At 58.9% G+C, this 20252-nt stretch carries 16 protein-coding genes; 7 read left to right on the forward strand and 9 right to left on the reverse strand.

What is annotated here, in order from left to right:
- Window positions 1-10: 10 nt before the first annotated feature.
- Window positions 11-1126: an acyl-CoA dehydrogenase family protein gene (locus tag IU452_RS32880; protein WP_324192970.1), complete on the forward strand. Its 1116-nt coding sequence runs from the start codon at window positions 11-13 to the stop codon at window positions 1124-1126.
- A gap of 394 nt (window positions 1127-1520) precedes the next feature.
- On the opposite strand, the gene IU452_RS38680 is transcribed toward IU452_RS32880, so the two are convergent.
- Complete coding sequence (locus IU452_RS38680; RefSeq protein WP_228819186.1) at window positions 1521-1631, reverse strand: arginine N-succinyltransferase; 111 nt, start codon at window positions 1629-1631, stop codon at window positions 1521-1523.
- A gap of 63 nt (window positions 1632-1694) precedes the next feature.
- Between IU452_RS38680 and IU452_RS32885 the strand changes: the two genes are divergently transcribed.
- Window positions 1695-2138 (forward strand): RICIN domain-containing protein, encoded by a 444-nt coding sequence (locus IU452_RS32885; RefSeq protein ID WP_195113132.1) that lies wholly within the window; start codon window positions 1695-1697, stop codon window positions 2136-2138.
- A 756-nt stretch (window positions 2139-2894) separates the two neighbouring features.
- Here IU452_RS32885 and IU452_RS32890 read toward each other — a convergent pair.
- Window positions 2895-3230: a hypothetical protein gene (locus tag IU452_RS32890; RefSeq protein WP_195113133.1), complete on the reverse strand. Its 336-nt coding sequence runs from the start codon at window positions 3228-3230 to the stop codon at window positions 2895-2897.
- 1608 nt (window positions 3231-4838) lie between these two features.
- On the opposite strand from IU452_RS32890, the gene IU452_RS32895 reads away from it, so the two are divergent.
- The gene (locus IU452_RS32895; protein WP_195113134.1) at window positions 4839-5294 is read left to right on the forward strand and encodes a hypothetical protein; all 456 of its coding nucleotides are present in this window, start codon (window positions 4839-4841) and stop codon (window positions 5292-5294) included.
- Window positions 5295-5406: 112 nt separating this feature from the next.
- On the opposite strand, the gene IU452_RS32900 is transcribed toward IU452_RS32895, so the two are convergent.
- The 7 genes from IU452_RS32900 to IU452_RS32930 all read right to left on the reverse strand — a co-directional run bounded on the left by IU452_RS32900 (window position 5407) and on the right by IU452_RS32930 (window position 16003).
- Complete coding sequence (locus IU452_RS32900; protein ID WP_195113135.1) at window positions 5407-6714, reverse strand: ATP-dependent nuclease; 1308 nt, start codon at window positions 6712-6714, stop codon at window positions 5407-5409.
- A 113-nt stretch (window positions 6715-6827) separates the two neighbouring features.
- Window positions 6828-8072: a hypothetical protein gene (locus IU452_RS32905; protein ID WP_195113136.1), complete on the reverse strand. Its 1245-nt coding sequence runs from the start codon at window positions 8070-8072 to the stop codon at window positions 6828-6830.
- A 3-nt stretch (window positions 8073-8075) separates the two neighbouring features.
- Window positions 8076-10994, reverse strand: coding sequence for a type I restriction endonuclease subunit R (locus IU452_RS32910; protein ID WP_195113137.1), 2919 nt, complete (start codon window positions 10992-10994; stop codon window positions 8076-8078).
- Window positions 10991-12160, reverse strand: coding sequence for a hypothetical protein (locus IU452_RS32915; protein WP_195113138.1), 1170 nt, complete (start codon window positions 12158-12160; stop codon window positions 10991-10993). Before IU452_RS32915 ends, IU452_RS32910 begins: the two co-directional genes overlap by 4 nt.
- Window positions 12160-13635, reverse strand: coding sequence for a type I restriction-modification system subunit M (locus IU452_RS32920; RefSeq protein WP_228819188.1), 1476 nt, complete (start codon window positions 13633-13635; stop codon window positions 12160-12162). Before IU452_RS32920 ends, IU452_RS32915 begins: the two co-directional genes overlap by 1 nt.
- 17 nt (window positions 13636-13652) lie before the next feature.
- Window positions 13653-15194 (reverse strand): class I SAM-dependent DNA methyltransferase, encoded by a 1542-nt coding sequence (locus IU452_RS32925; protein ID WP_324192972.1) that lies wholly within the window; start codon window positions 15192-15194, stop codon window positions 13653-13655.
- Between the two features lie 512 nt (window positions 15195-15706).
- Window positions 15707-16003, reverse strand: a complete 297-nt coding sequence (locus IU452_RS32930; protein ID WP_195113141.1) for a hypothetical protein — start codon at window positions 16001-16003, stop codon at window positions 15707-15709.
- 346 nt (window positions 16004-16349) lie between these two features.
- Between IU452_RS32930 and IU452_RS32935 the strand changes: the two genes are divergently transcribed.
- From IU452_RS32935 to IU452_RS32950, 4 genes are all read left to right on the forward strand, one after another.
- Complete coding sequence (locus IU452_RS32935; protein WP_195113142.1) at window positions 16350-16817, forward strand: hypothetical protein; 468 nt, start codon at window positions 16350-16352, stop codon at window positions 16815-16817.
- Between the two features lie 381 nt (window positions 16818-17198).
- Window positions 17199-17582, forward strand: coding sequence for a hypothetical protein (locus IU452_RS32940; RefSeq protein WP_195113143.1), 384 nt, complete (start codon window positions 17199-17201; stop codon window positions 17580-17582).
- Between the two features lies 1 nt (window position 17583).
- The gene (locus tag IU452_RS32945) at window positions 17584-17931 is read left to right on the forward strand and encodes a hypothetical protein (protein ID WP_195113144.1); all 348 of its coding nucleotides are present in this window, start codon (window positions 17584-17586) and stop codon (window positions 17929-17931) included.
- 591 nt (window positions 17932-18522) lie between these two features.
- Window positions 18523-19677, forward strand: coding sequence for a DNA sulfur modification protein DndB (locus IU452_RS32950; RefSeq protein ID WP_195113145.1), 1155 nt, complete (start codon window positions 18523-18525; stop codon window positions 19675-19677).
- Window positions 19678-20252 lie beyond the last annotated feature (575 nt).

Here is a 20252-nt window from a genome sequence, read left to right on the forward strand (position 1 = left end):
TCTGGATCTTGTGCAGTTGTCGTTCTCTTTGCCCGCGGCCGAGCAAGAGCTACTCGACCGAATAGTCGTGCTGGCCAAAGATTTTCAGGCCGAGGCGGCATTCTACGACGAGCGTGCGGAGATTCCGGTGGCCGCGCTGGAGGCGCTGCACGATGCCGGGCTCGACGCGGCGGTCCTGCCGCACCATGTCGGCGGCACGGGGATGAGTTACCTGACTTTCGGTGCCGTCGTGCGGACCCTCGCGCAGGCCGATCCGTCCGTTGCCACCCTCTGGACGATGCACGCGGGTGCGGGTGTCGGGCTCGCGGAACTCACCCGTGAATCGGCGGGCTCGTTTTTCGCCGATGAATTCCTGGCGGGTAAGCGGTTCGCGGTTGCGCTGTCCGAGCCCGCCAGCGGTAATCGGTTCCTCCAGCCTCTCCACGAGGCTGTCGCAGTCGACCGCGGCTGGGTGCTCAGCGGTGCGAAGCGGTTCGTCTCCGGTGCCGAGATCGCCGACTATCTGATCGTGAATGCGTTGGTCGACCAGCAGCCGGCCTTCTTCGCCGTCGTGCCGGACGACACCGTCTCGATCGTGCCGATCTGGGACACCCTGGGTCTTCGCGCGACCCGTAGCCAACTGCTGTCCTTCGACAACACTCTGTTGCGCGCCGAGTATCGTGGGCGTGCATCGGGGCAGGGTGAGTTCGAGATCATCCCGGCCGGGCTCCCGGCGCTCTCGCTGGGCATCGCCGACGCCGCGCTCGCCGCACTCATCGAGCATGCGTCGACGCGAGAGATCCTGGGTAAGCCGCTGTCGCACCAGCAATGGGTGCAGCATGAGGTCGCCGATGCCCAGATCCGGCTCGCGGCAGCACACGCACTGTACGAGCGGGGGCTCTGGGAAGCCGACAACGCGGTGCCGAGCTTCTTCGGCACTTTCATCCGCGCGAAGTATCTCGCCAACAAGGTCGCCGTGAATGTCGCACAACTAGGGGTTCGCGTCGGCGGCGGCTCCGGATATCTCAAACAATCACCCATCCAACGACATCTGCGCGACGCCGAGGCAGGCCAACTGATGGCCTACTCCACCGAGGTGATCGCAACCTCCATCGGCAAAGAGGTCCTGGGCGTCGATTCCGACTGAACCGTATACCCGGCGCTATCCGGAATTCGATCTTCCCGGGGCGAAACATCCCGTAAACATCCACCAGGCCGGAAAATGGAACCTTCTCTCATGAAGACCCGCACAAGTTCTGGCATTGCGTAGACGGCGTCGCCTACGAGAAGGAATGTGCACCCTCCAACCCGCCTCTGGTCTTCGAAGAGGATCTCGCGGTGCCCCATACGAAGGACGGTGTGTGTGGCCGTGGGAGTCCGCACGGGAGGATGTCCAAAGACAGCAACAAGACGTACAGTAGCTGCACCAAAGACATTGGCTTGCAGGAGCTTTCAGTACTAAGGATGCGAGGTTGGCTCCGGACCGACAGCGATGGTGTGGTGAAAGACGATGATTCCCAAGCAGATTTGACCGACAGTCACTAGCATTGGAAGCGCGACCCGACGAGCGTGGCGCGTGAGGAGTCCACCTCCACGGTCAGCGACGGTCGGCCGTCGAAGATGTCGACGTAGCCGGAGGCGGCCGAGTTCATCGGTGAACACTCTGAGATCGGTTCGATCAGCGCAGCAAGACTGATTTGCACAGGGGATTCGCAATGACTGATAGTTTTCCTGTAGGAGATTTCTTCATCCGAAACGTGGCCAGCGGCAAGGTATTAGACGTCGAAGGTGGAAGCACCGCACCGGGAGCCGCGATAATTGTCTGGGACCGGAAATCCAGCGATTACGACAACCAGCTATGGCGATACGACGAGGGATTCATTGTCAACAAGAAGAGCGGGCTGTGCCTGGAGGTCCCGGGATACGAAGGCGGCGGTGGTATCAAGCCCGGAACATCGTTGGTTCAAGCCGCAAGGCGAGAGCAGCCGGACAGCCTCAATCAGCTCTGGGCCTATAACTACCAGTCCCCGATGCCGTACGACCCGAAGGTGTGTCTCTGGGGCGAGGACGGCGATGTATCGACGCCCGGCACCAAGATCGTTGTCGATACGCGGATGCAGCACGAGGTCACGCAGGAATGGATGTTCGATACGCCGTAGTAATTACTGGGCATTGAGGACATCGGAGACTCCGGTAACGGTCTAGTAGGTCCAAAATAACCCAGGCCAGAGAGATCGAAAATCTCTCCGTCCTGGGCCGCTAGTAGCGGGGACAGGACTTGAACCTGCGACCTCTGGGTTATGACAGACCCCGATACAGACGTGTTCGGTTGGCTTCGGTTTCTCGACTCTACCTGCACAAATGTCAGTTCGGGACATTCGTTCATATCAGGGCGGATTCGGCGCTATTCGGGCCAAAAGGTCAAGTAAAAGTCTAGCAGACAGATTTACCTGATGGCGTCAGGGAAGTGGTGGACGCGCGGTCATCATGCTCGCGATACCTCGCTATGTTACAGCCGCGCAGGACGGTACGTACAACGCACAGTCCCGCCAACGATGGTGGAACATCAGATTCTGCCCCAACATAATTCGGTTGAGTTCGCTCCTGACTGATTCCGTATATCGAGCAACGTAATAGCTTTGGGCTGACGAAACTTCCGATTCTGTTGTGCTGCACTCCTTCGGCCGGATTCTGCTGAGATTCGGAGTAAATCCGGACTTTCACGGTCGCGTCGGCGTTGGTGGCAGGACTCGAGTACGGCCGAGCAGGGTGGCCGATCACAAGGACGGTTGCCGCGGGGCTGGGTTGTTGGTGTCGCAACGGTCGTCCCTTCGGCCCGCCGTTGTCGGATCGCTCGGGTTGATGAGTTCTCGCATCGAGTCGATCGTTTACCCGCTGTGGAGCATGGAGGCTGGCTACTGTCGAAGTCTTCCGAGTTCCCACTCCGGCGCCCACGGTCGGGACAGGGATAGTTCGTCGAGGGATTTGCGGTGGTAGTCCTTGTGGGGATCGTCGGGGCTCCATCCGTTGAGGTACGGGCGCAGGTCGTCGGGGCCGGGCTCGATGTCGAAGTCGATGTTTCCGAGCGAGGCGGTACCGGTAGTTGGATCCAGGTGCTTGGCCAGCTCTCGTCCGCCGGCACTCCAGTTGGCAGGTTCTCGGCCAAGCCCGAATCTCCTTCTTTCGTCGGCGGCTGCAGCTGTGTCGCCGAGGACGGTGCAGATGTGTCGGAGTCCTGCGTGTCCCGTCACGCGCGAAGGGCACCGACCAGTGTTCGTCGGCGCAGCATCGCAACTGCCTTCGGCCGTGCGGCAGCCAGCCACCGTCGATTCCCGCTCCCGTCGTTCTTCGGCTTCCTTGCGCTCCCATTCCGTTTGCTGTGCCAGCCACTTTCGATGGCCTTCTTCGCTTCGGCGTTGGGGCTTCGGCGAAGCTGGCTTTGACGTCGGTGATGATCTGGCGAATACGCCGTTCCAGGGGCGAGCGTTTCTCGTCGGTCCAGGTGTTGGGGTCGGAGTCGGCGCTCCCCGATGAGCCGATCGTCAGTTGCAGCTTCCCCGTCGGGATAGCTCGGCTGTAGGAAGATCTGATTTCCCACCGATATGCGAGCCGGCCATAGGCGTTGACGTACTCCTCTGTCAGACTCAAATTCCGCTGTGCCGTACCGATGCGGTACCCCAGCTTGACGTGTTGTCCGCGATGTGTCGTCCGCACTTCCTGATCATGCTTTGCGGCTGCGGCATTGAGGTCGATCAAGAACTTCACCGCGCGCTCCCGCTGGCCGTCACTGACCTGAATCGCCGCCGGGTTCTCTGTCAACAACTGGCGCAGAACCTGCGCGGGGAACTTCGGCTTACCTGCCTTCAACCGGTCCCGGTTCCAATCGGTTTCGTCGGGCTTGTCGGCATCGAGCAGCCGCACCTTGGTGTCGCCGCTGGACCGTCCCGTATATCGGAGCACCTGCCTCTCCGGAATGAGACCGCCTTGTTTCGCGGCATGCACCGCGCGACGATAGGTCGCTCGCGTCTTCTCGTCCGGCTCCGAGATCCGCACGGTCTCATCGGATGCCTGACAGAGACGTTCGATCAGGCCCCTTGCTCGGGCTGTCGCGGCTCCGGCGTGACCACTGGGGGCTGGCACCGTCGTCGCTTCAGGTGACGGCCGTGTGCGAGGTAGTACTTGCCGGCGTCGGTGATGCTGGCGGTGAACACACCCGCGCGTTTGAAGATCACGACCAGGCCCCGGGCCTGCAGGGCGTAGGCGGTCGTCCGCTGCGACGCGTCGTCCGGTTTGCTCAGAGTGTCACCGTCCGCGATTCCAGCAGATCGGCTTGCCGATCGTTGATGGGATCACTCCGCCGCACCATGGAGCCATGGTGCGCGTCCGCGCACCGACGTGTCTCAGGATTTGACGAATCGAGAGCAGCGGTGTTCGGCGCCCGGCGCACTCGCTTTATCGGCAGCGAGGACCAGGCGATGAGCGAGTGGATCTTTCGGTTGCGGGACCGTGCCTCCTCTGAGCGGGTGCGCATCCTCGCGGTCGAGCAGTGGAAGCAATGAAAACTTGATATACCATCCATTTTCGGTGAGATCCTCGTTATGGAGTCTGAGTCAGGTCCCTTGAGGCACAACGAATATCAGACACCTATGCGAGGATGTGGCCAACCGAGTGAGGAGGGGGGCGATGGTCAACACGATTATTTCCTTCGCCGACGTCGAGCCGGTACTTGAACGCCTTTCCCCAGACTTGGGTTGGTGAGTCCGAGCGCGAGTGGTTCCGCCACGCCTGGAAGTTGTTGGAGCAGGCGGGGCAAAACCACTGCGGGAGACGAGGAATCCCGCCACGGCATCGTCATTCAATTGGTCGCGCTGTGGGCGGTGACTACGTCGTTCTTTGCCAAGGCATTCGATGCAGGTTATGCCGATGACTGGCGGCACCACCTGGGCGATGTCATCGGCGAGAGGCCGTTGATCTCTCGCTCCTGGCTCATCGACCGGGTTCGTTCCCGTTGGGACTTCTCTGGACACATCGCGGAGTGTGGTGCGCCGCCGGAGGACGACGAACTGGGTGAAGAAATCCGGTGGGAACTGCAACACCTGGTGACCGAATCGGCCCAGGACTTGGTCACTGACCTGATCAAGGTAGTCGGCGAGGCAGACCTGTTCGCCTCAATGTGGTCCGCAGGTATCGGCGAAGAACCCATAACCTACCCACTCGGACCCGCGGCTATGGACGAGATCGTCAACCCGTCGCATCTGACCGGCCAGATGCTAAACGCCTACCACTGGCTGGTCGACGAGATGGCCTTGGGTTGAGGGCGGCATCTGCTCATACCATCGACTGGTCGGCGGGTCGCGAACCGGCTTGGATTAATCGACCACCGATACAAGGCTCTCAACCGTCGGCGTTTGCCCCATGGTAGGACTCCTACGCGGGAGCAGTATCGCCATCATTAAGAATGGCGAGTATTGAGTCGATCAAAGCTTTCAGGTCTTCTGCGTATTCGGGGGATCGGGAAAGCCATCGCGCAGCGTAGCTAATCAGCTCAGACACCTCGACACCTGTCGCATTGCTGATTATATCCGGCCGGTCATGGATGTCAGCGCCTTCGGCCGTTTGAAGCGCCTTTGCAAGTGTTTCTTCGGGAATTCCGAGCGTGGCTGCAGCGCTTTCGATCGGAGATTCGAGGGTGCCAATGACAAAATCCTCCGGGCAGGTCGTGCCAGGAAGAAAGGCCAAACAATTTCGGTTGCCCTTAATTTTAGCCCCTCGGTAGTCGCCATCTAGCACACCGAGAACGTGAACACCGATATCGTTCTCCGTCAGCAATTGCGCCATCTTGACTACTGCGCCTTCGCCGCCTCCTTTACTACCCCGATCCTGTCCTGATTCCACGATTGTAAGGTCGAGGTGGCGAGTGGGAAGCTGTCGGGCGAGTATTGCTTTGAGAAGCCGATGGGCAAAGTTGTCCTCGACAAGCAGGACTGCATCAGGGCGCAGCTCAAGTCCGACAGACCGAATCGCTTGGGACGTTGCCGTGGCGATCGCTATTCTAGCCCCTTGTGGTCCACGTTCGATAGTTCGCAGCGAGGCCAGCGGTAGATTGCGTATGATCTCAGCGGAATGCGAGGCGATTACCACTGATAATTTCTTCTCGACCGTCTGCTCAACGATGATGTCGAGCAGACGTTTCCGCGCTTGCGGCGAAAGAAAGTTTTCTGGCTCGTCAAGTAGGACGATATCACTCTTCTGAGTGCTGCGGAAAGCCCGAAGTACGATGGAGGCGGCGAGTTCGCCTAGACTCATCTGATGGGGACCGTAGGTGATTCCTCGATAGGTTAGCTCGTAATAATGCCAGGTCGAGGAGCCGGTAGAGGCGGTGGCTTCCCGATCGAGTTCTTGAAAGGATGCTTCATCGTAATCACGGTTCAGAATATAGCCGAGTCGGCTCGTCCATGCTTCGCTCAGCGGTGCCCTATCTGATGCCTCACGCTTTTCGTCGAGTCCGCGTGTGCGCGCTATTTGGCTGATTGTGTCGAAGCATTCGCGCGCGGTATCAACGTGAAAGCAGCGCACGGTTGCGTTGGTGCGTTGAATGATTTCTCCGTCCTTATCGGTAGCGCTGACAGAAACATCACCAGTGCTGCGACCGAGTAGGTGTGTCGCCAGGACGTTGAGAAACTGAGTCTTGCCAACTCCGCTCACACCGCAGAAAACCGTGACGCCCGGTGCCATTTGGGCGGTTACCGAGCCGAGATGAGTGTGTCCGTTGACAGTAACGGCGTGGAGAGGGTAGGGCTGGCTCCCATTATGAAGTTTGTCGTAGCTGTGCCGTATGTGGGCCCATCTCACGCCCAACGCCCCCATTCCTTAGCCCGCACGACCATAGCCAACGATGTCTCTGGATTCGTGCTTGCATTTATGTGGTTGTACATTTTCAGTACCTGTGGCACGGGTGAACGGTCGGGTGACGGGGCACCGCCGATTGTCACGAGAAATAGCCATAGGATCGCGTCTCGAACGCACAGAGAGTCACCGGATAACGCTTCCACTGCCGCGCGCTCGTTGAAGAGCGTGATCAGGTCTCGCGCGGGGAGGTCGGTGATGAGTGTTCCGCGTGCGGGGACATGGCTATCGAGATTGAGGCCAACAGCAAGCCGTCGCCGTTGCGGTTCTAGCCATTCCATGAGGTAGCCGACATAGTGCTCCGCACCGGGGCCGAACTGTCGCTGTGCGTACACCATCAGCAACAGCCAAGAAACCAGGGTCGCCTTGCTGAACCTGATGGAGGGTTCGTCGATTTCCGGTCGAGTGACGAGGTTTCGGAGGGCTGTGGCTACCTCTTCGTGTACTTCTGGCGATGTAGGACGGCCTTCCTGGATCCGCTCGGTCAGTGCTATTGAGTCGTTTCCCGCCGCCTTCACGCTGCGTTCTTCCACAGCGATGATCGCTCTGCTCAACACGTCCTCATACGCCAGGGTGGCGTTGGAGAACCCGATCCTTTCGTGGGTGAGGCCCCAGTCCGCTGCCTTGACGGACAACTCGCGGACCTGTTCGCCGAAGGCTCCGGACTCCAATACGGTGCGCTGCAAGGACGACAGCTGGTCAGCGTCGTTGAGTCGGAACAGCGCGGGACGAAGTTCCTCTGGAGCCAGGCCCTGAAACTCGATGACGACAATTGGATAGTCCTCGAAGGCGCTCCTCAAACCAGTAGGAAGCTCCAAGTATGTCCTGCCGTCGATGTCTCTGAGTATGTCATCGTGAGGGGTTAGCCGTCCGTCCACGTCGAGATCACCAGTCACAAACTCCTGCAACACATTAAGCCGGTGACCACCGTCGACCACGGTGCGTATATCCTCCGATGACACCAGGGCGTATAAGGGAGCCGTAGGCCAACCGCGCAACACAGAGTCCAACAAGAGGTGCTTCCGGTGCTCGGGCCACTCAGGAGCACCTGTCCTGTCCGGCTCGATGCGGAGTCTGCCATCGGCGAGTTCCGCCAGCAGCTCGCCGATGGTCTGTACGCGGGGCTGAGCCGCGCCACGCAGCGACCTCGGTGATGCCATTGCGGTTCCCTTCATCTCGCCGGTCACCGCTCAGTAGTACTGGCGGAGGTAGTCGTACGCCTTGTTGAACAGCTCCTCATCACGATGCAGCTTGTACTTCAACAGCGTGCGCCGAAGGGCCTTCTTGACCTCCCTCTCGCCGCTGATCGTGTGTTGCCATCCGGGAAACCGGATCTTCTGCACGATATCGTCGATGTCCGACACTATTCGTGCGACCGCAGCGGCGGTCCCGCCATTACGAGTTTGCTCGAACAGCCTGGTCAATGCGGCGCGGCCACCGGCTTCCCTAGTCTCCGGCGCAAGCTCGCGCTCCAGGGTGACCAGCTGCCGCGCAAGTACCAGGAGCCGCTTCAGATACATCAGGCTAGTCAGCTGACCGAACTCGTGCTGTTGGCGAAGCTGTTCGAGGCGGTCGGTCAACGAGGTAAACGTCGGATCATCGGCGTGCCGCCGTAGCCGCTCGGTCAGCTGGAAGTCCACCCGCCGCGCGCTACGCTCGGGCGTTTGCTCAAGGGCTTCCACCATCTCTGCGTCTAGCACAAGCGTTTCGAGATCGTCCCGAAGAACATCTACATGAACGTTGGCATTGATGATCTCCATCGTCTTTGGACCCAGCATGCGCCACAGCAACCTGCCTGTGTCGGTACTCGGTTGAACAGAGCGATACACCTGCGTAAGCCATACGTAGTCGTCCCTGTACTCGGTCAGGACGGGATCTGGAGACAACGCCTCCCATAGTTTGGCGAGGTGATTATAGGCTGCCGCGAAGGCATCCCGTGTCGCGTCGTCAGGTAGGTGCTCCTGAGCCGCGAACAATCCTTCGTGACCTTCGACAGTCCGGTCCAACTCGGGTGGAAAGAACCTGAGACAAGCAGCCATCGCAGCCGGCAAGTCGCGGGCGAGCTGGCTGATGTTTGTGACAACTTCCTGCATCGCTCTCTCGTCGAACTCCAGCGCCTTGGCAAGATGGTCGAAGACACCGAGGTAGTCGACGACCAGCCCGTGGGTCTTGGTCTGCCCGGCGTGTTCATAGGGCCGATTGGTGCGACATACCGCCTGTAGCAGATTGTGGTCCTTGATCACCTTGTCCAGGTACATTGTTTGCAATATGGGCGCATCGAAGCCGGTTAGCAGGCGGCCAGTGACGATAAGAATCTTCAAAGGGTCTGCCGGGTCACGGAATCGGTCGAGTAGTTGCTCTTCTTCATCCTTGCTGCGCGCGAACCGGTCGTTGAGCGACTTCGGTGTTCCTGAGCCGGTCGAGATGACCACAGCAGACGCGTCCGACCCGAGCAGTTTATCCAACTCGTCCTTGTAAAGCGCACAAGCCGCTTTGTCGAATGTGACCACCTGAGCCTTGAAACCATTGGGCTCAACCTTTGCCTTGAAGTGTGAAGCAATGTCGGCACACACCTTCGCGACTCGCTCGGACGCTTTGATCAGCGTCTCCATCCGCCCCGCCCGCCGAGTGAGAGACTCGCGATCTTCCTCGGACAGACCGTCGGTCAGTCGGTCGAACTCTGCCGAGATCACATCGCTGTCGATGTGGAACTCGGTCGGTCGCGGTTCGAAGTGCAGTGGCAACGTAGTGCCATCTCTGAGGGAGTCGGCTTGGGTATAGCGAGACAGATAACGGCCAGGGTCCTCATCAGCGCCGAAAGTCCTGAACGTGTTGCGCTCCCTGGCGTTGATCGGAGTTCCAGTGAGACCAAACAAGAATGCCCCCGGCAGGGCATCGCGCATACGCTGACCTAGATCGCCCTCTTGAGACCGGTGTGCCTCGTCCACGAGGCAGATGATGTCCTGCCGCGCCGATAGAACCTCTCGCGCTTCTCGAAACTTCTGGATCGTGGTGATGATGATCTTGCGCTGCTCAGTCCGGAGCAGTTCTGCCAGCTGAACACCCGAATCAGTGGAGACTAGGTTCGGCACATCTGCCGCGTTGAACGTGCCGGTGATCTGCGTATCGAGGTCAATTCGGTCGACCACAATGAGCACGGTCGGTGAACCAAGCCGCGGGTGGGTGCGCAACTTCTGCGCAGCGAAGACCATTAGCAGCGACTTACCCGAGCCCTGGAAATGCCAGATCAAGCCCTTTCGCGTCACACCGCCGAGTACCCGGTCGACGACCCGGTTCACGGCCTCGTACTGCTGATGACGGCAAATGATCTTTATCTTGCGGTGGCTCCGGTCGGTGGCATAGACCGTGAAATCCTGAAGGACGTCAAGAACGACCCTTGGTGTGAGCAAGCCACGCACACCTTGCTCGACCATCCGCAACCCCTCGCGCTCTGGATGATCGCTATCTCGCCACAACCCCCATTGGTTCAGAGGCATCCGCACTGAACCGAAGCGCAGCTCACGGCCGTCTGTGGCGAACGAAAACACGTTCGGAACGAAGAATGTCGGCGCATCGTCTTCATACCCTTGGACCTGGAACGCGCCGTCGGCCCACGTCACTGCTGGACGCGTCGGAGTCTTGGTCTCGCCGACCACCAGAGGGATACCGTTAACCCACAGCACTAAATCGAACCGTCGCTCGACTCGACCGTGCCGGAAGGTCACCTCAGTTGAGGAAGTGTAGGTGTTGCGCGAGAGATTCTGGAAGTCGATGAGGCGTATAGGGACGTGCTGGTGGTCGCTGCCATAAGGTAGAGACTTCTCACCCAGCAACCACTCTCGGAATTCTTCGTTGGCGCGAACTAGACCGGAGCTGCGGGCCGAGAGCGTGATACCTCGAAGCCGGTACAGCACTTCGTCAGCGCGACTTGGTTCCTCGGCGATCTCCGGGTTCAGCCGAATCAGCGCATTCCGAACGTCGCTGTCTACCAGCACATCCAGTTCTGATCGCTCCAGTTCCGGGCCACGTACCGCCGGCCAAGGTCCGTCGTTCTTGGAAAGAAGCTGCAGTACGAAACTTTGCACACTATTGGCTTCGTTAAAGGTCATGGCCGCTCCGCAAGCAAGTAATTCAGAAGCTGAGGCCGCAGTTGTCGGGTAACGTTCTCATGTCCTTCAAGTCGCCGACGCAAGATACGCGCAGCCTCGATCCGTTCGACTACCTCCCGTTGAACGTCCAGAGTAGGAACCGGAATGTCCAGGCCAGAGAAGATTCGTGCTGTCAGGTGTGCCATCGACGTTGTCCTTGCCGCAACTCGCGAGAACATGCCCAGATAGAAGCATCGTCGAAACCACCCGTACGCAAACTCCGGAAGCACTTCTGGACCGCAACGGAATCTGAGCAGAGTCATCTGAAAGCAGCAGCCAGGAATCTCATCTCGATACATCGTGCATCGCCCGACAAGCTCAAGACTCTGCCCCTCATTCAAGAGAATGTCGCCTGAACGCAGCCGATATCGTTCGAAATCCTTTTCTTTGAAGTTCATGCTGAGGACATCATTCAGGAAGAGCTCGTCGTCACCAACGTTTGCAACCCGAAGATAGGGGCGGGGATGAGCGCCTGAATGAACTTTCGGTTCGCGTTTTAGTCCAAGCTGTACATCGCCGACTTCTGATACTTTCCGACGCGGCCAGGAACTGGTGTCGTACGTATCCCTCAAGGTTGCGATCTCGGTCTGGCGTGCCTGTTTTGTGACATGTCGATTCGCTTCGATGACAGTTTCAGCATCCCAGACGAGATCGGCGATTCTCTCCTGTACATGAACCGGGGGTAAGTCGAACTCGTACCATGCAAGATCCGACCAATTTACATATGGGTTAACCGAACCTTTTGACTGGGAAACGGAATGCCGATGAAATGGCTCAGCTGACATTATCAACGGCAAGAAACGTGGGATCAGCAGCTCTGGGTCCTGCGGCTCTGCTACAAACGTTGTATTTGCGCAGACACCTTCGAAATCGGCGAAGGCTACCTTCCGGAGATACGTTCGACGTGAGCCATAGAGAACCTGACCGGGTCTGAAATGTCGGTGGAAAGCGGGGCCAAGGTAGCCATCGTCAACCGATCCCCATCGTTTAAGATGAAGACGATCGGTATCCATATGCTCGCCAGCTACGTACCGCCGGAGTTCGGTCTTGTCCGGCTCAATCGTTGCCTTTACTTGGCGTACGACATCGCCGAAGCGGACTCTCTGCCAATCCGAGCGTTCCAACATTATGAACGTTCCCCCCGCAATGCTGCGATGAGCCTCTCCGCCTCTCGATGGACACGACGTGCCTCTGTGTCCCAGTCAGCAACAAGTTCCTCGAGATCCTCCACACTGTGAACGACAGCCGACTGTGGCCGCGAGATGTACAGCGGAATTGAAAGGGATGCCTCATTCGCGAGCATCTCTTCGATTGTTACAACTTTGCAAAAGTCATCAACATTGGAAAACTTCTCGTAGGCATCGAGGATCGCATCTATATGTCGTGCGTTCAGGTAAGATTGGGCCCTTTCCCTGGCCACTAGGTCGACTGCGTTTATGAGAAGGACCTTGCGCTTACGGTCGGCATGCTTGCGAACGCGACAAATGATAATGCACGCCTCCATCGGGGAGTTGTAGAAAAGCCCTGGCCCTAGCCCCAGAACACATTCGAGAATATCGGATTGTATGAGCCTCTCTCGAAGCTCCCGCTCCTCTCTCCGGAAAAGTACACCGTGTGGAAATAGGATTGCACAGCGCCCGGTTTCAGGTTTCAACGAGCAGACAATGTGTTGAAAGAATGCGTAGTCAGCCCGGCCTTGCGGAGGTAAGCCCCAGATCTTCCTTCCCCATTTATCACTACTAAAAGCGGTGCGATCCCATTGCTTAATCGAATAGGGCGGATTGGCAAGCACTACATCGAACGTTCGTAAACGGTCCTGGAGTAGAAACTTCGGATCGGACAGAGTATCGCCGCGTTCGATCGTGAATTCCTCGATTCCGTGAAGGAAAAGATTCATTCGCGCGATCGACGAGGTCATAACATTACGTTCCTGTCCATACAGCCTGACGTTTCGATGCTCCTCCCCCTGTCTCTTTAGCTCGGCAACTGTTGAGACCAACATACCCCCCGTCCCGCAAGTGGGATCGTAAATGCTTTCGCCCGGCTGGGGTGCCAGCATTCGCACCATGAGATGCACCAACGTCCTGTTGGTATAAAACTCCTGAGCTGTGTGGCCGGAGTCGTCCGCAAACTTCTTCACCAGGTACTCGTATGCCTGCCCCAGTTCATCCTCGGGGACGTTGGCAATCGAGAGTACCTTGGTCGAAAAATGCTCGATCAGGTTCCGTAGAGTTTCATCGGAGAGTCGGTCTTTGTTGGTCCATTGGGCGTCGCCAAATACTCCTGTCAACTGTTCCGCGTTAGCTGATTCGATACGGTGAATTGCTTTTACTAGAGCGGCGCCAAGATTATTTGGTGATCGACGAACGTCGCGCCAATGTGCCCCTAATGGAATCTGAAACCGGTGATTTTCAGGCTTGGCAGCCAGGTCTTCATCGCCGTATACCGCGAGGGCGGCCTCACGCTCCTCGTCGTATACATCGCTGATTCGTTTGAAAAACAGCAACGGGAAGATGTATTGCTTATAATCGCCTGCGTCGATGAGACCTCGTAACAGCGTTGCAGCACCCCATAGATACGCTTCCAATTCAGCTTGGGTCAACCCTGGCTTTCTACCGTTCACGACAGAAGCCCCCATTCCTTCAATTGGGTGCGAAAGCGGTCCTCGGCCTGCTCTGCATCGGCGAGCGCTGCGTCGAGTCTTGCTGTCGCTTCCTCAACATCGAGAACGTTATCGCTATCTGTGGGACTTACGTACAGTTGAATGTTCAGGTTGTAGTCGTTGCGGGCAATCTCAGTCATGTCTGCAACGTGTGATCGACCTGATATATCAGCGTAAGCTCTATACCATTCCAGAATTCGATCGACATGCTCGGCTTCTAGCGTATTTTGGGTTCGCCCCCTGCGGAACTGATCGGATGCGTCGATGAACAGAACGCGACCCTTCCGATCTGCTGGTTTCTGGTCGCGGATGATCACGATACATGCGGCGAGTCCCGTACCGTAGAAGAGGTTGGGTGCGAGACCGATCACAGCCTCAACTTTGTCGGTCTCCAATACGGATCGACGGATTCCAGACTCTGACTTGGTTCGGAACAGTGCTCCCTGCGGCAACACGACACCGACTCGTCCGGATCTCGGCGCCATCGAAGTCATCATGTGCTGTACCCATGCGTAGTCTGCCGACGATCGAGGCGGAATACCGGCGAACTTCCGGCCAAAGGGATCATTTTTCCACAAGTCCTCGCCCCACGCCTTGAGAGAAAAGGGAGGATTTGCTATAACGCAGTCGAATGTCGCAAGCGAGTCACCGTCGAAGAACACCGGCTGCCGGAGCGTGTCTCCGCGAACAATCTGAAAGTCTTCGACACTATGAATGAATAGATTCATCCGAGCAATTCCGGCAGTAGTGAGATTTTTCTCCTGGCCAAATAGTTTTCCGTATAGCATTTGAGGACGGCCGCCGCCGCGGAGAATATGTTGGACGACCTCGATCAACATTCCACCGGTACCGCAAGCTGGATCATAGACTGTCTCGCCCTCTTTTGGATTCAGGATCTCGACCAGCAGTTTGACTACCGAGCGCGGAGTGTAGAATTCGCCTGCTTTCTTGTTTGATAGGTCGGCGAATTTCTTAATTAGATATTCATACGCTTGACCGAGCACATCCGGTTCTACTGCCTCATTCGTCAAAGGTTGCGACGAGAAGTGTTCTAGCAAAGTCCGCAACACCTCGTCAGAGATGCGCTCCTTGTTCGCCCACGGAGCATCGCCGAAAATTCCGTATAATGTATCCGAATTGGCTTTCTCGATATCGCGAAACGCTGCTACAAGCTTGGCGCCAATATTCTTTGGTGCATATTGTACTACTTTCCAGTGGCAGTGCCCTGGAATCTGGAAGCGATGATTCTCCGCGAACCGCGCGTACTCGACGTCCCCGCCGGACTCGTCGAGTGCTTGCCGGTACTCTTCCCAGTAGACGTCGCTGATCCGCTTGAAGAACAGAAGTGGAAAGATGTAGCTCTTGAAGTCAGCTTGGTCGATGGGGCCACGGAGAATGTTGGCTGCCTCCAAGAGGTGTGACTCGAGCTCGCCAAGAGTGATCTTCCTGGTCACCTTGGGCAGGAGCTCAAGTTGCTCCGCCACCTCATCCTCAGTCACTGATGACAGCTCCGTTCGTGTCGACGTGTTGGCCGATCCAATGTAACCGTATCTAAGGCAGGGACTGCGCCCGCTTCGTTTGCCTGGATGAACAGTGTGCCGCACCATCCGAGTTGCTGTGCGCATGTTGGCCCACGACTGGAGGGGCTGAGGACATTTCGGCACGTTGACGCGAGCGTACCGAACCTCTCTGCGGGAGCGTAGCCGTCAGATCTGGCAACCGGGTGGCACGGGGTGTTCCTATCGCAGGAGGAACCAGGGCCACCAGTTGTTGGTGCCGACGTGGGCTTTGCTGAGGAATGGTGGGGGTACTGGCCAGCCGGGACCTTCGCCGCCGTGGGCGCCGCGGGTCCAGTAATACGGTTGGCGTGGTTCGGTGCCTTCGGGCTGATTGAAGATCCAGCGAGGGATGGTGACGAGTTTGTAGCCGGTGAGGCCGACATAGTTGGCGAGGAATCCGACGGCGTAACGTCGCCCTGGCGGGCACGCAGGAGTGGGATCTCGAAACGATATTATGTGGAGGCGGCATTGAGCTGGCCTTTGATGTCGCCGCTGTTCCAGTGGAGGGTGAGGTCACCGGTGTCCTGGTCGAGGGTGTACACCGAGAGGTGGACATCGTGGATGTGTGCCTGTCCAGCGGGGCCAATGATGGTGCTGACTTGCCGGTATTCGTGGTCCCGGGTGCACCTGACCATGCCGAGTTCGAGTGCACCGGTGGCGGGTTGGTAGAACGGGGCCTCTCTGAGGTCACCGTTCGCGTCGGGTTCGCGGGCGAGCAGCGCGAGGGGGAAGGTGGAGGTGAGGTTCACCCACAGCGGGATGTCGGTCGGGACCTCGTCGTAGGTGGGTCGGCGTTGGATGGTTCGCGGCCCTCGCGGCGGTGCACGTTTTGGGCGCCGGTGAATGCGCCGATGACGCCGGATTTGATGGCGGGTTTGCAGCACGGGTTTTGACGCCGGGAACATGCTGACGCAACTGTGTGGCGAATTCGTCGCTGTGCCGTAGTAGCTGCCGGATCAGCCGCAGCGCCTCACGGAATCGCTCAGTGTCGCTGCGGTTTCGGCGCTCAAGTCGTTCTACAACAGCGCAGGCCGGGATGGACTGCTCACCCTGTCGGATCAGCTTAGTGCCAATGGCTCTCCCGAAGCGCTCGCGATGCAACGCAATCTGAGTGACGGGTCGATGGTGCTGTCCAACGACCACGCCGTCACCCGCAACTCCTCCGGACAGATCCAAGACCGCGGCGGATGTAACAAGCTGCATCCCGAGATCCGGGAACTCGTCGGCACCAGTCCCGGGAGCCTCATCGCCGGAACCGACGCCAACACCCACGACCTGCCCGACGACTATCGCTGCAAGGACGGCAAGCTCACCTACAACCGCGACATATCACGGTTCGCCGACTTGGTCAGCAGTGCCGACAAGGGCTACAGCCCAGGGGAGAAATTCGGCGTCGAGCTGTCGCGCCAAGCCGCGCACGAAGCATTCCTGTCCGACTGCATCGGCGCGGGCGGCCGAGCCGAGATCATCAACCGCCCCAGCGACGAAACAACCCAGCACCTACTCGATGCCGGCGCTCGCAGCAAGGAAGCCGACCAGGCCCTCAACACCGGCCACGGCTAGAAGAACTGTTCCCAAGAACACACCTGGCCAGGACTACCATCTCTACGACCCCAACAAGTTCCTGACCGGCCTGATGAAGCACAAGTGGGAAGACAGCGGCGGAACACTAGGCAACATGTACCGGTGGATCGAAGACGACTCACAGTCTGCCGATCAGGCGGCGAGCACTCGAGCTGGAGATACCACGAGCGGGCTGTCGAGCTACGTCGCCAAGAACTACGACACTCTGCTGAACCTGCACTGCCCGCACACTGAATCACTCGGGAGATCAATCCCCATGCCGTGCAAGCTCTCTCGTCAGCATTGGCCCCGTACCTTCCCGAAATGGTGGGTCCACTGCCACCTGGCATGGGACACAACGGGTTCACTCCGCCGGATCCAGTGACCGACAACGCCCGCCACGGGGCACAGCGGATCTTAGAACTGATGGATACCGACAAGGACGCTGCCATGCAGTTCAACGCCAAAGCGCTCGTCGCTGCATCGGAAATGCAAGCCCGTTGGGTGAGTTCAGCTCTGGACGACCCCGACAACCCGCTGAACGATCTGGCAATCACCTCCGGCAAGATCCAAGGACTGGTTGATTATGGACTCACGCTTGAGTCCGATGACCGCACCAAGGACGCCATTCATGGCGCAACCATGGATTCACTGACAAAGGCGCCGCCTACGACTCCATCTAGGCTGTACTCACCACGGGCGTCAAGTACGTTCCGGTACTCGGCGATGTCGCTAGGCCTATCCGCCGCGGTCGGTAGCCGATGAGATGGTCAAACATGTCACCACGACAGGCGCCGCCGACAAAGCAGCAGTTCATAACCTGCTCACTGGGAGAGGACTCCGCGATGGGGCGACCACCGATCGGGTGTTCGATAACCTGCTGCACCGCCACTGGCTCGACGGCGGCGCGGCTGTCGGCACCCTCTTCTCCTGGATCGAAGCCGACGCGAAGTCTCCCGACACAGCGACTTCCACACGCGCCGGTGAAAAGGCATCCGGGCTGGAGCAATGCCTGGGCGGCCACGCGCCTGCATTGCTGAACCTCGACGGCGGCCGCAGTCGCTCGGTTGGCCAAGTCGACCACGAGCCGTCCAGGGCATCGCCGCCGCATTGACCCCCTACATCGCGAACTCGCCGGTACCGGCGCGGCAGGCGTCACAGCACCGGCATTCACACCACCAGACGAGAAAGATCCGAGCCGTCGCACTGCGGTGAGCGTTGTCGCTGTCGTCGTCAGCGACAAGGACGCTGCTGCCCGATTCGCCAGCGCCGCCTACTTTACCGCGAGCCAAATCGCCAGCAAATGGATTGAGAGCCAACTGGATCAGAAGTCCACCGATGTCCTCCCCTACGGGTACGGAGTCGTCTGTCGGCTTCTTGAGCGCGGGCTCACCGTAGAGTCGGCGACCGTAACCAGGACAAATTCGGCGATTCTCCTCCCGTCGATAGCGTCAAGCGGGAGCAACCCTTTGTCGATTACCAGCTGAGAGGCTGCTATCTGCCAGAGCTCGACCTCATCGTCAACCATCCGCAGACACGACAGCTGACTCGGCCACCCTTCCAACCGGTCCCGATCGCACGTAGCTTCGCGCTACTGCACGAGACCTAGGATATTCGCACGTGACACTAGGCAAAGACACGTAGGACACGTAGTATCTGGTCCCGGTGCCGCTGTGGCACCGCTACAACCGATAAGGAGTTGGAAGTGCCACTGGTTCGGAAAGCGGATTCGAAGGCGGCCGCCGAGGCACCGGAAGCCCTGGAGCTCCCGTTGGATATCCGCAACATCGCCCAGGTCGACGATGCCGGCGGAGAGCACATCGAGTGTCAGATGACCGGCGCATTCATCGTCCACCTGTACAAGAGCGGTCTGCTCAAGCTCACCGGCAACATCCGACCGGCACATAACCGGGACCGGTTGCTGGGCAAGACTCGGACCAAGGTCAACAAGTGGACGTCGGAGCTTCTCAACAACGAGGCGATCATCGGCAATATTTCGATGCGCCTGGACCCCACGAAGTCCGAGTACGAGATCTGGACCGACGAGGAAACCGGGCAGACCGTTCTCACGGTCGACGAAGGCGAGCTGGACTGCGCGGTCGATTCGCTGTCTCGGATCAGGGCGATCCTGGCCGCAGCCGATAATCCCCTCGGCAGCTTCGATCTGACCACTCGTTTCCAGGTGCGGATCTGGCTGCTCGACGACGCAACCGCCAGAAAGGTGGCAACCATCTACAACACGCGCGGTGACAAGGTCAACGACAGCACCGCGAAGTACGCCTACTCCGAGACCAAGGAGCAGGAGGTCGCCCGCCGACTGGTGAACGGAAGTGAGCACCTGGGTCAGGACAACATCGAAGTCTTGGCCAACTCGGTGTCGGCGAGCTCGCATAAGCTGACCGCTTTCAACACCATCAGCAAGGCGATCGAGACCTCATGGAAGGGCGGTCCGGTGACCGCGGCCGACGTTGAGGCGCAGTCGAGTTGGCTGATCAGCGCCTGGGATTCCCTGGTCCAAATCCGTCCGGAATACGGCAAGCTGTCCACCCCGGCACGGCAACAGCAGCGGCAGGAAAACATCTGCTCCACGGCGGTCGTGATCTTCGGGCTCATCGGGGCGATGTCCACCATGTACACCGACCACGTCGACCCGGCGGACGCATTCAAGGCCCTCGCCGTCGACGACAAGAGGGAAGACGTCTTCGACTGGCAGAATTCGATCTGGGTGAAGGCGGGCGTCGTGACCCCGACCGGGTCCAGCAACAACGGTCTGACCACCCGCAACAGCTTCCCAGCTCGCCGCGCCGCCACGCGCGTACTGCGGGAGATCATGCATCTCGATTCCGACGACACCGAGTAGTTAGTTGAACCGACAGGCCCGGGTGCGAAAATCCCGGGCATTGCCCGGTTGCCGTGGTGTCCGGACGCGGATCAGTCGAGCCTTGTTGTGCTGCGGTGTGCCGCGGTCAGGACGTCGGCGATGGTGGGATCGACGAGAGGCGCGGTGACGAACGTGATTGTCACCGGACCCAGCGCTGGTGCGCAGCATCGCCTTGGGCGGCGCTGACGCCTCATTCGAGGACTCCGTCCGGTAGTTGGCATCCGAGTGCTGCGGTCAGGAGGCGGTAATGGGTTGGCGCTCAGGTGGTTCGGCAGAATTGGCAGATACATCCGTCCGCGGTGATTTGGAGTGCGGCTTGGCGGACGAGTTCACCGCTGGCGTCGGAGCGGTGGATGGTGCGGGCTCCGCAAGCGAGACAGACCGCGACGAGCTCCCAGCGGCAGACTGTTCGAGCAGAGCACGCCCAGTACTGGCCCTCCAGGACGCCGTCTTCCCCGATCCAGAGCCCGTCTTCTCTGGCCAAAAGGTCTAGTAGATCCAAAAATGGCCCAGGCCAGAGAGTTCGAAAATCTCTCTGGCCTGGGCCGCTAGTA

This window comes from Nocardia transvalensis, assembly GCF_015477765.1.
GTDB classification, from domain to species: domain Bacteria; phylum Actinomycetota; class Actinomycetes; order Mycobacteriales; family Mycobacteriaceae; genus Nocardia; species Nocardia transvalensis_A.